This window comes from Streptomyces sp. NPDC057854, from assembly GCF_042797055.1.
Classification (GTDB): Bacteria; Actinomycetota; Actinomycetes; order Streptomycetales; family Streptomycetaceae; genus Streptomyces.
Genome location: NZ_JBHVMF010000036.1, coordinates 1 through 13,404 on the forward strand (window position 1 = coordinate 1; position 13,404 = coordinate 13,404).

Here is a 13,404-nt window from a genome sequence, read left to right on the forward strand (position 1 = left end):
GTCCGGCAGCAACGGCTCGATCCTCGCCCACTGGGCATCAGTCAACGACACACATCAACCAACGATCAGATGATCCGAAGGAAACGCCCTAGCCGAGGTCCGCGAGGGCGGTGCGGACCGCCGCCAGGTCGGCGTCGGAGGCGAGGCCCGCGTGGTAGAGGCGGAGTTCGGTGGCGCCGTCGGCGACGGCCCGCCGGGCGTCCTCGGCGAGCCGGCCGGGGGCGCCGCCCATGCCGCTGACGACGGAGAGGTTGGCGGCGAGGGTGGTGCCGGGCCGCAGCCGGGCGGCGAAGGGGGCGAGCCGGCCGGGGCGGGCCACCACGCCGTCGGCGAGGCCGAGGACGTGCGCGGGGTCGGTGCCGGCGTCCGCGCCGCAGGCGTACGGGTCCGGGTCGGCGTGCAGCAGGACGCGGAAGCCGGGCGGGGCGGCGGCCCGGACGGCGGCGACGGCCTCCTCCTGGAAGGAGCGGGCGGTCCGGGCGCGCCAGGCGAGGGCGGGCGCGGCGAGGGCGCCGGGCTCCCCGGCGGGGCCGGTGCCGGTCCAGACCGGGGCGAGGGCGGCGCGGACGGCGGCGGCCAGCGCGTCGGGGTCGGCGCCCTCGTCCGCGTACCCCTGCCGGCAGTGGGGGCAGAAGCAGAGGGAGAGCAGCAGCAGGGCGCGGTCGTCGAGCGGGATGCCGCCGGTCTTGTCGTGGGCGTGCAGGTGGGCGTAGCCGTACCAGCCACAGGACTCCAGTTCGGTGCCGGCGGCGCCGGGGCGGACGGCGGCCTCGGCGGCGAGGCCGACGAGGAGGGCGCGGACCTCGGGGTGGGCGACGCAGGGGGCCCAGGGGTAGCGGTCGCCGTGGGCGTTGACCACGGAGGTGTCCGGATGTTCGGCGCCGAGACGGGAGTTGTGGGCGAGGACGACCCAGCTGTGCACGGCGAGCCCGGTGCCGTCGAGGGCGTCGGCGGCGCGCGCCCAGGCGTCGCCGGGGGCCCAGTCGCCGGCCGGGTACGGGGCGAGCCGGCGGCCGGCCCAGCGGTCCGGGTCCGGCGGGTAGAGCACGGCGGCGTGTTCGGCGGTGACGACCCGCCGGCGGGGGTGGCGGGGGGTGAACGCCCGGGTGCCGTGGTAGGCGGCGGCGAGGGTGACCTGCTGGACGCCGAGTCCGGCGAGGAGGGCGGGGGCGGCCGGGTCGCCGTCGACGTCCCAGGGGTAGAGGAAGGCTCCCGCACGGGGGCGGACGGGGGTGGTCACGGGCGCTCCGGGGGTACGCGGCACGGAATCCAGCGCCGTTCACATCCTTGAACGACGCCCGCACGCTAACCCGCCCCGCCACCCGGGTCAAGAGGAACGCCCCTGGCCGCGCAGTGCCTTGACGCCCCTTCGACCCCTCCCTAGCGTGTCCACGTCCGTGAATGCCCCACCCGCGGACGGCCCGGGCCCGCCGGGCCCCGCGCCCCAGCCGAGGAGAACCCCCCGATGCCCGCACCCCGCACGCTCCTCCTCACCGGTGCCGCCGGCGGCGTCGGCACCCTGATGCGGGAGCTGCTCCCGGCCCACGGGTACGCGCTCCGCCTCCTCGACGCCGTCCCCGTGCCCGGCGCCCCGGACGCGCTGGTCGCCGACCTCGCCGACCGCGCGGCGCTGCGCGAGGCGGTCCGTGGCGTGGACGCGGTCGTGCACCTCGCGGGCATCTCCCGGGAGGCGGACTTCGACGCGGTCGTCGCCGCCAACATCACCGGCCTCCACCACCTCTACGAGGCCGCCCGCGAGGAGGGCGTCCGCCGGATCGTCTTCGCCTCCAGCAACCACGCCGTCGGCTTCACCCGCCGCCCGCGCGCCGGCGAACCCCTCGTGCCGGTCACCACTCCGCACCGCCCCGACACCTTCTACGGCCTCTCCAAGTGCTTCGGGGAGGACCTGGCCCAGCTGTACTGGGACCGGCACGGCGTCGAGACCGTCTCGGTCCGCATCGGCTCCTGCTTCCCCGAGCCCACCTCGGTCCGCATGCTGTCCCTCTGGCTGAGCCCCGCCGACTGCGCCCGGCTGCTGCACGCCGCGCTCACCGCGCCGGACGTCGGCCACACCGTGGTGTACGGCTCCTCCGCCAACACGCGCGCGTGGTGGGACCTGTCGACCGCCCGCGCCCTCGGCTACGCGCCGCGGGACGACTCGGAGGAGTACGCGGAGAAGCTGATCGCCGAGCAGGGCCTGCCGCCGGAGGGCAGCCCCGACGACCTGTACCTGGGCGGCGGCTACACCGGGGACGCCCCGCGCTGGCGGCCGCCGGCGCCCTGACCCGGCGCTGCCGGTGCGGCGCCCGGGACGGAGCGGACGTCCGCGGGCCCGGCCGGTGATACGGGGGAGCCGGCCGGGCCCGGTTCGACGGCGCGCGCTGGCAGCGCCGGACGCGACCACGGTAGGCCGCGTCCAAGATCACCGCGAGCCGCGGAACGCGGCCTCTGTCCGGAATGCGCGGCCGGCCGGAGCACAGGGGCGGACAGGGGCGCACCGACGGCTCACGGTGCCGTGCGCAGCGTCCGGGACGGGGACTCGCCGAACCGCTCCCGGTAGCGGGCGGCGAACCTGCCCTGGTGCGCGAAGCCCCACCGCCAGGCGACCTCGCTGACGCTCACCTCGTCCGGCTCCGCCGCCCGCAGCTCCTCCCGCACCCGTTCCAGCCGGACCTCGCGGACGTACGCCATCGGCGACATCCCGACGTACTCCCGGAAGGACTCCTGGAGCCGGCGGACGCTCACGCGCGCGTGCGCCGCGAGTTCCCCGGTGGTGAAGGGGTGTTCGGGGCGCTCCCGGACCGCGTCCATGGCGCGCTTGACCGGGGCCGGGCGGCGCGGCCCGCCGGGGTGGGCCAGTTCGTCCCGCCAGGGGTGGTCGGCGGCGAGCAGCAGGCCGTTGAGCAGCGCCTCCTGGAGCGGGCGGGCGACGAGTTCGTGGTGGGCCGGGCCCTCCCCGGCCAGCGCCTCGGCGGCGACCCGGCGGGCGAACCGCACCCAGCCGAGACCGGGGCCGCGCGCGATGTCGAGGCCGGGCCGGAAGGCGAGGCGGCCCTGCGGCGGCCGGCCGAGCAGGCTCTCCAGACGGTCGCGCAGTTCGGCGGCGCCGACCTTGACGGAGAGGATCCGCCCGTCGCCGCTCCAGCGGTCGAGGAAGGTGTCCCCGGCGGGGTCGAGGAGCAGCGCCTCGCCGGCGGAGGCGCGGACGGCGGGGCCGCGTCCCTGGCGCATCTCCATGGTGCCGCTCATCGGGGCGTTGACGTGGTACGCGCCCAGCTCGCCGAAGCTCATCCGGACGTCGGCGCCGCAGCTCAGGTCGCCGATGACGAGCGGCCCGAACTCGACGATGTCGAAGCGGGCCGCGAAGGTCCGGTGCTCGTCGACGACGTCCATCCGGCTCGTGTAGTAGCGCGCGTCCAGTTCCTGGCGCGCCTCGTCGACGTCCCCGGTCGTAAAAGAGCTCCCACCCACAGCACCCACGGTGCGAAAGATAATTCATATGACGGACCCGTCCGGAACGGGCAGGATGCCCCGCATGCCACGACCCCAGGGATTCGCGTACGAAGAGCGCAAGGACGGTTCCGTCGTCCTCACCCACCACGGCCGCCCCGCCGGCGTGCTGCGCGGCGCCCGGGCCGCGACGTTCCTGGCCGAGGCCGCGTCCGGCGACGTCCAGCTGCTGATGGCCCGCTGGACGGGGTCGTACCGCTTCGGCAACGAGCGGCAGGCGCGGAACCACCCCCGTCACCGGGGTGGCGCAACCCGCCGCGGGTAAGGGAACGGCAAAGCGGCCCGGATCGTTGACCCAGGCATGACCGCAATGACCCCCGGCTCGAACCTCCCGCTCACCGCCCCCCGCGTGGCGGTGGACGTCGCCGCCCCCGTGCGGCTCGACGTCTCGGGCCTGCTGCTCGGCGCCAACGGCAAGGTGCGCTCGGACGACGACTTCATCTTCTACAACCAGCCCGCCGGGCCCGGTGTCACCTACCGCTCCGGCGGCGGCACCGCCCCGGACGCGATCCTGGTGGACACCGGCGGCCTGCCCGCCGGCATCGAGAGGATCGTGGTCACGGCCAGTCCGGACGCCGCAGGCCAGACCTTCCAGGGCATCGAGCCCACCGCCACCGTCCGCGACGCCGACAGCGGCGCGGTCATCGCCACCTTCACCCCGCCCCAGCTGGCCACCGAGACGGCCCTGGTGGTCGTCGAGATCTACCTGCGCAACGGCGCGTGGAAGGTCCGCGCCGTCGGCCAGGGGTACGCGAACGGCCTGGCCGGCATCGCCACCGACTTCGGCGTCTCCGTGGACGAGGAGCCGGCCGCCGCCGCTCCCCAGGCCCCGGCCGCGCCGCCCGCCCCGCCGATGCCGGCCTCGCCGCCCACGCTGGTGACGCCGCCCGGCCCGAACGACCCCCGGTTCGCCTTCGGCACCCCCGCCCCCTCCGCCGCCCCCGCGCCGCCCGCCCCCGCGGCCCCTGCCCCGGCCGCCACCGGCAAGATCAACCTGGACAAGGGCCGGGTCAGCCTCCAGAAGAACCAGACGGTGTCGCTGGTCAAGGGCGGCCGTCCGCTGCTCTCCCAGGTGAAGATGGGCCTCGGCTGGGAGCCCGCGTACCGGGGCAAGGACATCGACCTGGACGCCTCGGTCATCGCCTACGGCCCCCAGCGCAACCACCTGGACAGCTGCTACTTCGGCAAGCTGACCATCCTCGGCGGGGCCGTCCGGCACTCGGGCGACAACCTGACGGGCGAGGGCGCGGGCGACGACGAGGTCATCACCGTCGACCTGGGCCGGCTGCCGGCCGACGCCACCGGCCTGGTCTTCACGGTGAACTCGTTCTCCGGGCAGAAGTTCACCGAGGTCGCCAAGGCGTACTGCCGGCTGATGGACGCGGCGACCGGCGAGGAGCTGGTCCGCTTCGACCTGACGTCCGCCGAGCCGCAGACCGGCGTGATGATGGCCAAGCTCATCAAGCAGTTCTCCGGCGAGTGGGAGATGACCGCGATGGGCGAGTTCGTGAAGTCCCGGACGGTCCGGGGCATGGTGAAGCCGGCCGCCCAGGCCCTCTGAGCGGCCGGTCCGTCCCGCGGCGCGCCTAGAACAGCGCGCTGTAGGCGTTGAGGGCGGGCTGGCCGCCGAGGTGGGCGTAGAGCACGGTCGAGGAGCGGCCGATCTCGCCGCGGTCCACCAGGTCGATCAGCCCGGCCATCGACTTCCCCTCGTAGACCGGGTCGGTGACCATGCCCTCGGTGCGGGCGGCCAGCCGCATCGCGTCGAGGGTGGCCTCGTCCGGGACGCCGTAGACGCCGGCGTGGTAGCGCTCGTCCAGCTCCACGTCGGCGCCGGTGAGTTCGCGCTCGACGCCGATGAGGGCGGCGGTGTTCCGGGCGATCCGGGTGATCTGGTCGTGGGTCTCGGCGGGCTTCGCGGAGGCGTCGACGCCGATGATCCGGCGCGGCCGGCCGCCCTCCTCGGCGAGCGCGGCGAAGCCGGCGACCATCCCGGCCTGGGTGGAGCCGGTCACCGAGCAGACCACGACCGTGTCGAAGAAGACGCCGAGGTCCCGCTCCTGTTCGGCCACCTCGTAGGCCCAGTTCGCGAAGCCGAGGCCGCCGAGCGGGTGGTCGGAGGCGCCGGCCGGGATCGCGTACGGCTTGCCGCCGCCCTCCTCGACCTCGCGCAGCGCCTGCTCCCAGCTCTCCTTGAAGCCGATCCCGAAGCCGGCCCTGACCAGCCGCACGTCGGCGCCCGCGAGCCGGCTGATCAGGATGTTGCCGACCTTGTCGTAGACGGCGTCGGGCCAATCGACCCAGCTCTCCTGCACCAGCACGCACTTCAGCCCGGCGCGGGCGGCGACGGCGGCGACCTGGCGGGTGTGGTTGGACTGCACGCCGCCGATGGAGACGAGGGTGTCGCAGCCCTGCGCGAGGGCGTCCGCGACCAGGTACTCCAGCTTGCGGGTCTTGTTCCCGCCGTACGCCACACCGGAGTTGCAGTCCTCGCGCTTGGCCCACAGGGCCGCGCCGCCGAGGTGGTGGCCGAGGCGTTCGAGGGGGTGGACCGGGGACGGCCCGAAGAGGAGCGGGTAGCGGTCGAAGTCGGTGATCGGCACGGGCGGCTCTCCCTGGAGTGGCGGACGGGGTTACGGCGCCGAGGGCGCGGGCGCGGGGATGCCCGTGACCTCGGCGACCTCGATGGCGTCGTCGGCCAGCTGTTCCAGGGCGGCCCAGATCTCGCTGGTGAGCCGGACGGCCTCGTCCACGTCGCCGGCGGCGCAGGCGTCGATGAGGCGGGTGTGCAGCTCGGCGGAGGCGCAGCTGTCGGCGTTCCCGAAGAGCCGGCGCTCGACGCGGCGGAGCAGCGGGGTGTAGCGGTCGATGGTGGCGGCGGCGGCGTGGTTGCCGCTGGCGCCGACGAGGACCTGGTGCAGTTCGTCGTCGGCGTCGAGGGCGGTCTCGACGTCGGAGGCGCGGACGGCGGCGGCGAAGCGCTCGTTGGCCTCGCGCATGGCGCGGATGGCCTCGGGGCCCAGCAGCGGGACGGCGGTGCGGGCGGCGAGTTCGTGCATCACCCGGACCACGGAGGCGGCGTCGCGGACGATCCGGCTGACCGGCCGGGTGACCCGGGTGTAGCTCTGCGGCTTGGTCTCGACCAGGCCCTCGACGGTGAGCCGGGCGAGGGCGTCGCGGACGGGCGCGCGGGAGAGGCCGAGCCGGTCGGCGAGGTCGGCGTCCTTGAGGAGGGCGCCGGGCGCCAGGTCGCCGCGCACGATCGCCTCGCGCAGCGACTCGTAGGCCCGGTCGCGCAACAGGGTCCGGCCCACGGGCCGCAGAACGTCGTCCATGGACTGACAGGTTAGATGTCAGTCCCGGAAGCGGACAGAGGATCTTGGAAGCTGGCGGGAACCCGTCGGATTCCCGACCCGAATCCTCACAGGCCCCCGGCTCCGGCGGGCCGGGGGCCGGCGGGGCGTCAGCGGCGGGGCTGGCGGCGCCAGGGGCCGGTGATCGCGACCATGATCCCCGGGTTCTGGATGGACGCGTACAGGGTGTCGCCGTCGGGCGAGAAGACGACGCCGGCGAACTCGCTGTCGTTGAGGTCGTTCCGGGCGATCGGGTAGGTGCGGCCGGAGTCGGTGGCGCCGACGAGGTGCTGGACGCCCTCGCCGTCCTCGGCGATGACGATCCCGCCGTACGGGGAGACGGTGATGTTGTCGGGGGCGTCGTAGGCCCCGTCCTGGCCGGGCGCGGGGTTCACGCCGAACAGCACCTTGAGGGTGAGGGTGCGGCGCTTGGGGTCGTAGAACCAGACCTGGCCGTCGTGGGGCGTGCCGGGGCTCTCCTCACGGGCGTACGAGGAGACCACGTACGCGCCGCCGTCGGCCCACCACATGCCCTCCAGCTTCCGGCCGCGGGTGACCTGGCCGTCGGTGAACTGCTTGCGGACGGGGGTGGTGCGGGCGTCGCGGTCGGGGACGTCCACCCAGTCGACGCCGTAGACGGTGCCGATGCGGGTGGCGCGGGACAGGTCGTCGACGAACCGGCCGCCGGAGTCGATGCACTTGGCGGCCTGGAGGACGCCGGCGTCGTCGGCGAGGGTGCGCAGCCGGCCGCGGCCGTGCGCGAAGCCCTGCGGCGGGACCCAGCGGAAGAGGAGGCCGTTGGGGCCGGAGGCGTCCTCGGTGAGGTAGGCGTGGCCGCGCTTCGGGTCGATGACGACGGCCTCGTGGTCGTACCGGCCGAAGAACTTGAGGGGCTTGGGGTCGAGGTTGGCCCGGCGGTCGCGGGGGTCGACCTCGAAGACGTAGCCGTGGTCCTTGGTCATGCCGTTCTTGCCGGCGAGGTCGGAGTTCTCCTCGCAGGTGAGCCAGGTGCCCCAGTCGGTGCGACCGCCCGCGCAGTTGGTGGAGGTGCCGGCGATGCCGACCCACTCGGCGACGGTGCCGTCGCGGTGCACCTCGACGACGGTGCAGCCGCCGGCCGCCTTCGGGTCGTAGACGAGTCCCTCGGCGAGCGGGACGGGGAACTCGACCTTGGCGCGGTCGCCCTTGATCTCGTGGTTGTTCACCAGGTACGTGACGCCGCGCGGGCCGGCGAAGGCGGCGGTGCCGTCGTGCTTGGCGGGGGTGAACTCGCCGGTCTCCAGGCGGGTGACCCCGGTGCGGGTGATCACCCGGTAGGTGAAGCCCTCGGGCAGGGCGAGGATGCCGTCGGGGTCGGCGACCAGCGGGCCGTAGCCGAGGCGGTGGTGGCCGCGGCCGTGGTCGTGGTCGCCGCGCTCGCCGCCGGGGCCGCCGTGGGCGTCGTCGTCGCTCGCGAGGGCCTCGGGGGCGGTGGCGAGCACACCGACGGCGCCGGTGAGGGCGAAGCCGGCGACGGCGGACTTCTGGGTGAACTCTCTGCGGTTGAGCGCCATGGTGTGCGGTCTCTCCCCAAGCTGAGTGCCGGTTGTCGCGCACACCCTCGCGCGCCCGCGGGAACGGCGGCTGAACGCCGCGGGAACGGCCGCGGAGCGCCTCTCCCCGGTCCGGGGAAGGGCGCTCCGCGTCCGGCGCGACGGGGGCGTCCGTCAGGCGGAGCCGGCGCGGGAGCGGGCCTTGAAGGCGGCCTTGCGGGCCTCCTTGGCGGCGTTCTTGTCCGGGTGGAGCCGGCCCATGGCGTCGAGGACGTCGGCGGTGGCGGGGTGCTCGACCCGCCAGGCGGTCTCCAGGAAGCCGGTGTGCCGGCTGGTCAGGCCCTCGATGAGCTCCTGGAGTTCGGCGGGGGCGCCGGAGGCGTCGAGCTGGGCGGCGATGGTGTCGACGGCGAGCCAGAAGATCATGGACTCCGGCGGCGGCGGCACGTCGGTGGCGCCGCGCTCGGCGAGCCAGACGCGGGCGAGGCCGCCGAGCTCGGGGTCGTCGAGGACGGCGCGGACCACCGGCTCGGCGTCGGCGCCGACGAGGGCGAGGGCCTGCTGGCAGTGGAGGCGGCGCAGCGGCGAGGCGGGGTCGGAGCCGCGGGCGGCGGCGAGGAGTTCGGCGGCGGCGGGCACCGGCTCGCGGCCGGCGAGCCACGCCTCGGTCTCGGCGCGGGCGGCGGACTCGGGGTAGCCGGCGAGGCCGGCGAGGAGGGCGTCGGCGTCCTTCTCCGCGAGGTCGCCGACGACGGGCGCGTCGACGCCGGCCTCGACCATGCGGGTGCGGACGCCGTAGAGGCCGAGCGGGGTGAGCCGGACCATGCCGTAGCGGGTGACGTCCTCGTCGTCGACGGGCGGCGCGGGCTCCTCGCCCTCCTCCGCCATCAGGGCCTCGTCCACGGGCTGGTACTCGACGAGGCCGATGGGCTCCAGGAGCCGGAACTGCTCGTCGAGCCGCATCATCGCGTCGGAGACCTGCTCCAGGACGTCGTCGGTGGGCTCGCCCATGTCGTCGGGGACGACCATGGAGGCGGCGAGGGCGGGCAGCGGCACCGGGCCGTCGCCGGGGCCGCCGTCGCTGACGGTCAGCAGGTAGAGGTTGCCGAGGACGCCCTCCAGGAAGTCGGCCTCCGCCTCCGGGTCCCAGTCGAGGCTGTCGAGGTCGAGGCCACCGTCCTCGTCGAGCAGCGGCTCCAGGTCGTCGAGGACGGGGGCGACGGCGTCGCCGAAGACGGCCTCGAAGGCGTCGAGCCAGAGCGCGAGCACGTCCCGGGGCGCGCCGCCGGTGACGACGGCGAGGTTCTCGCCGGGGGCGGCGGTGCCGGGGGTGTCGTCGTCGGCGCCGTCCTCGACGTCGACCAGGCCGGTGTCGACGGCGAGCCGCCAGGCGTCGCCCGCCCAGTACTCGGCGTCCTCGTCGTCGCCGAGCCCGAGGACGCCGGCGGCCTCCGGCAGCTGCTCGTCGACGAGTTCGCCGCCCGCGCCGACGCGGGTGCCGGGGCCGGCCCAGCGGGCGAGGCGCACGGCGTGGGCGAGGAGGGGGGCGGCCAGGGCGTCCCGAGCCAGCTCCGCGTCCGAGGGCAGCCGAACGGGGGGAAGGGTGGGGTGCTCCGCAGCCATGTGGGGGATCTCCTCGACGCGCGCGTGGATCGGTGGGGTGGACCGGTGGGGACCGGGCGGCACCGGTGGGGCCGGCGTCTCAGCGTAGACGCATCCGGGGGCCCGCCCGCCGGTTCACGGATCCGTCAGCCTTCGTACACCCGTCGACCCTTGACAAGTGGGGTGCTCCCCACGGAGATTGACGCGCGTAGATCCCTCTGCCGTTCCTCCAAGCACCCTCGGAGCCTCCTGATGTCTTCCTCCATACCGAGAACCGCCGCCGTCTCCGCGGTGGTCGCGGCGGCGCTCGCGGCCGGACTCCTCGCCGGCTCGCAGAGCGCCGCGGCCGAGGACACCGCCGCCGTCCGCATCCACGACGTCCAGGGCACCACCCGGGTCTCGCCGCTGGCCGGCAAGCAGGTCACCGGCGTGACGGGCGTCGTCACCGGCGTCCGGACCTACGGATCCTCGCGCGGCTTCTGGATGCAGGACCCGCAGGGCGACGGGAACCCGGCCACCAGCGAGGGCCTGTTCGTCTTCACGGGCTCCACCCCGGCGGTGGCCGTCGGCGACGCGGTCAGCGTGGACGGCACGGTCACCGAGTACGTCCCCGGCGGCCTGAACTCCGGCAACCAGTCGCTGACCCAGCTGTCCCGCCCCAAGGTCACCGTGGTGTCGAAGGGCAACGCGCTGCCCGCCCCGGTCCACATCGCCCCCTGGTCGGTGCCGGACGCGTACGCCCCCGAGGGCGACCCGGCGAACGGCGGCTCGATCAACGGCCTGGAGCTGGACCCCGACACGTACGCCCTGGACTACTACGAGTCCCTGGAGGGCACCAACGTCCGCGTCGGCTCCTCCCGGGTGGTCGGCGCCACCGACCCGTACTCCGAGCTGTGGGTCACGGTGAAGCCTTGGGAGAACGACAACGAGCGCGGCGGCACGGTCTACGGCTCGTACGCCTCCCAGAACACCGGCCGGCTCCAGATCCAGTCGCTGGTCCCGACCGCCCAGCAGCCCTTCCCGAAGGCGAACGTCGGCGACTGGCTGACCGGTTCGACCGAGGGCCCGCTCGACTTCAACCAGTTCGGCGGCTACACGCTGACCGCCCGCACCCTCGGCACCGTCCAGGACATGGGCCTGGAGCGCGAGGTCACCGCGAAGCAGCACAAGAACGAGCTGGCCGTGGCCACGTACAACGTGGAGAACCTCGACCCGACCGACCCGCAGGAGAAGTTCGACGCGCTCGCGAAGGCGGTCGTCGAGAACCTCGCCGCGCCCGACATCGTCGCCCTGGAGGAGATCCAGGACGACAACGGCGCCAAGAACGACGGCACGGTCTCGGCCGGCCAGACGCTGAAGAAGTTCACGGACGCGATCGTCGCGGCCGGCGGCCCGGCGTACGAGTGGCGCTCGATCGACCCGGAGAACAACAAGGACGGCGGCGAGCCCGGCGGCAACATCCGCCAGGTGTTCCTCTTCAACCCGGAGCGGGTCTCCTTCGTGGACCGCCCGGGCGGCGACGCGACCACCGCGACCGCCGTCACCGGCACCAAGGGCCGCGCCGCCCTCACCCTCTCCCCCGGCCGGATCGACCCGGCGAACACCGCGTGGGAGAACAGCCGCAAGCCGCTCGCCGGCGAGTTCCTCTTCCGCGGCCGGACGGTCATCGTCGTCGCCAACCACTTCGGCTCGAAGGGCGGCGACGAGGGCCTGACCTCCCACCACCAGCCGCCGAACCGTTCCTCCGAGGCGAAGCGCCACCTCCAGGCGCAGGCCGTCAACGCCTTCGTGAAGGACGTCGTGGCGCTCGACAAGCAGGCGGACGTCCTCGTCGTCGGCGACATCAACGACTTCGAGTTCTCCGCCACCACCGAGGCGCTGACCGACGGCGGCGTGCTGTACCCGGCCGTGACGTCGCTGCCGGCCTCGGAGCGGTACTCGTACGTCTACCAGGGCAACAGCCAGGTCCTCGACCAGATCCTGACCAGCCCCGGCGTGCACCGCTTCGCGTACGACAGCGTGCACATCAACGCCGAGTTCGCGGACCAGGACAGCGACCACGACCCGCAGGTGCTGCGCTTCCGCCCGTGACCCGGAGGGCGCTACGCGTCCGCGCTCAGGCCGAGCGCGGGCGCGTAGCGCCGTACCCGGCCGCCCACGAGCCGCGGGTCGTACTGCACCCGGCGCCACGCCTCGCTCAGCGGGGCGTCGTCCGCGAGCCATTCCTCGTGGGCCCGCTCGCTCTCCCACTCGGCGTAGTTGAGGACCCGGCCGCCGTCGGCGGACAGGTGGAAGTTGCCGCTGATCCCGCCGGACGCCGGCCGGGCCGCCGTGGCCTCGTCGTCCGCCAGCGCGGCGAGGACGCGCTCCACCCACTCCTCCCGCCGTCCGTCGCCGGCCGCCCCGGCGTCGAAGTCGGCCTCGACGACCACGACGATCCCCGGCTCCTTCCCCGGGCCCGCCGCGCGGTGGACGGTCGAGCGGTGGATCGGCCCGTACCGGCGGAGCTCGACGCGCTCGATGCCGGGCACGGCGGCGTCGATCTCGGCGTTCCGGTCGTCCCGGAAGGTGCGGACGAACTCCTCGTACGCCTTCTCCTCGGTCCACTGCGAGTAGTGCAGCAGCGTCTCTCCGTCGGTGCCGGCGAGGACGCTGTACGAAAGCAGGTCGGGGGTGGGCCACGCCCGCCGCTCCCAGGTCGTGCGGATGGCCTCCACGGCGGCCTCCTGGCGCTCGGGGGTGCCGACCCGCCAGGTGCTGACGAGGACGGCGCCGACTCCGGGACGGTGCAGATCGGGACGGGCGCCGGGGCGTGCGACGGTCTTCATGCGGGGCTCCTTCTGCTCGGTGCGCATGACCCGAGCCTCCTTCCTCAACCTTGGTCGAGGTCAAGGGTTTTCCGCGTGGCAGACTTCGGCCCATGATCCTCCGCCCCGCCACCCGCGCCGAACTCCCCGCCGTCCTCGCCCTCCTGGCCGAGGAGGAGCGGGTCGTCGACCCGGCGGCCGTCCGGGTCACCGAGGCGTACGAGCGCGCCTTCGCGGCCATCGAGGCCGACCCCCGCAACGAGATGCTGGTCCTGGCCGCCGACGACGGCCTCGTCCTCGGCTGCCTCCAGGCCACCTACATCCCCGGCCTCGGCAAGGGCGGCGCCGAGCGGGCGCTGATCGAGGCCGTCCGGATCCGGGCCGACCTCCGGGGCACGGGCCTGGGCCGCCGACTGATGGAGCTGGCCGCCGACCGGGCGCGGGCCCGCGGCTGCGCCCTCGTCCAGCTGACCAGCAACAAGGAGCGCGCCGCCGCCCACCGCTTCTACGCCTCGCTCGGCTACGCCCGCAGCCACGAGGGCTTCAAGCTGGCGCTCTGAACCCTTCACCCGGGCTGAACGTTCCGCCGAAGCAGATCTA

The 13,404-nt window shown here is 74.6% G+C and carries 12 protein-coding genes; 5 read left to right on the forward strand and 7 right to left on the reverse strand.

Annotation, left to right across the window (positions count from 1 at the left end):
• Positions 1-88: 88 nt before the first annotated feature.
• Positions 89-1,240 (reverse strand): hypothetical protein, encoded by a 1,152-nt coding sequence (locus tag ACFVQZ_RS34300; RefSeq protein WP_383628731.1) that lies wholly within the window; start codon positions 1,238-1,240, stop codon positions 89-91.
• A 225-nt stretch (positions 1,241-1,465) separates the two neighbouring features.
• Between ACFVQZ_RS34300 and ACFVQZ_RS34305 the strand changes: the two genes are divergently transcribed.
• Entirely contained in the window at positions 1,466-2,284 is an 819-nt protein-coding gene (locus tag ACFVQZ_RS34305; RefSeq protein WP_030492812.1) for an NAD(P)-dependent oxidoreductase, read from the forward strand.
• A 221-nt stretch (positions 2,285-2,505) separates the two neighbouring features.
• Here the strand turns inward: ACFVQZ_RS34305 and ACFVQZ_RS34310 are convergent, their stop codons facing one another.
• On the reverse strand, positions 2,506-3,480 hold the full coding sequence (locus ACFVQZ_RS34310; RefSeq protein WP_383628733.1) for an AraC family transcriptional regulator: 975 nt from the start codon (positions 3,478-3,480) through the stop codon (positions 2,506-2,508).
• 55 nt (positions 3,481-3,535) lie between these two features.
• On the opposite strand from ACFVQZ_RS34310, the gene ACFVQZ_RS34315 reads away from it, so the two are divergent.
• A complete protein-coding gene (locus tag ACFVQZ_RS34315) occupies positions 3,536-3,775 on the forward strand; it encodes a hypothetical protein (RefSeq protein WP_030492814.1) in 240 nt (79 codons plus the stop codon).
• A gap of 45 nt (positions 3,776-3,820) precedes the next feature.
• A complete protein-coding gene (locus ACFVQZ_RS34320; protein ID WP_030492815.1) occupies positions 3,821-5,071 on the forward strand; it encodes a TerD family protein in 1,251 nt (416 codons plus the stop codon).
• Between the two features lie 25 nt (positions 5,072-5,096).
• On the opposite strand, the gene ACFVQZ_RS34325 is transcribed toward ACFVQZ_RS34320, so the two are convergent.
• From ACFVQZ_RS34325 to ACFVQZ_RS34340, 4 genes are all read right to left on the reverse strand, one after another.
• Positions 5,097-6,113 (reverse strand): 1-aminocyclopropane-1-carboxylate deaminase, encoded by a 1,017-nt coding sequence (locus ACFVQZ_RS34325; RefSeq protein WP_030492816.1) that lies wholly within the window; start codon positions 6,111-6,113, stop codon positions 5,097-5,099.
• A 30-nt stretch (positions 6,114-6,143) separates the two neighbouring features.
• Entirely contained in the window at positions 6,144-6,845 is a 702-nt protein-coding gene (locus tag ACFVQZ_RS34330) for a GntR family transcriptional regulator (RefSeq protein ID WP_030492817.1), read from the reverse strand.
• A 128-nt stretch (positions 6,846-6,973) separates the two neighbouring features.
• A complete protein-coding gene (locus tag ACFVQZ_RS34335; RefSeq protein WP_383628736.1) occupies positions 6,974-8,416 on the reverse strand; it encodes an alkaline phosphatase PhoX in 1,443 nt (480 codons plus the stop codon).
• A gap of 153 nt (positions 8,417-8,569) precedes the next feature.
• Positions 8,570-10,018, reverse strand: a complete 1,449-nt coding sequence (locus tag ACFVQZ_RS34340; RefSeq protein ID WP_030492819.1) for a hypothetical protein — start codon at positions 10,016-10,018, stop codon at positions 8,570-8,572.
• A gap of 231 nt (positions 10,019-10,249) precedes the next feature.
• Here ACFVQZ_RS34340 and ACFVQZ_RS34345 point away from each other — a divergent pair, with 231 nt between their 5' ends.
• The gene (locus ACFVQZ_RS34345; RefSeq protein ID WP_030492820.1) at positions 10,250-12,088 is read left to right on the forward strand and encodes an endonuclease/exonuclease/phosphatase family protein; all 1,839 of its coding nucleotides are present in this window, start codon (positions 10,250-10,252) and stop codon (positions 12,086-12,088) included.
• An 11-nt stretch (positions 12,089-12,099) separates the two neighbouring features.
• Here the strand turns inward: ACFVQZ_RS34345 and ACFVQZ_RS34350 are convergent, their stop codons facing one another.
• Complete coding sequence (locus ACFVQZ_RS34350) at positions 12,100-12,852, reverse strand: antibiotic biosynthesis monooxygenase (RefSeq protein WP_383628739.1); 753 nt, start codon at positions 12,850-12,852, stop codon at positions 12,100-12,102.
• A 65-nt stretch (positions 12,853-12,917) separates the two neighbouring features.
• Between ACFVQZ_RS34350 and ACFVQZ_RS34355 the strand changes: the two genes are divergently transcribed.
• On the forward strand, positions 12,918-13,364 hold the full coding sequence (locus tag ACFVQZ_RS34355) for a GNAT family N-acetyltransferase (protein WP_030492822.1): 447 nt from the start codon (positions 12,918-12,920) through the stop codon (positions 13,362-13,364).
• Positions 13,365-13,404: the final 40 nt, after the last annotated feature.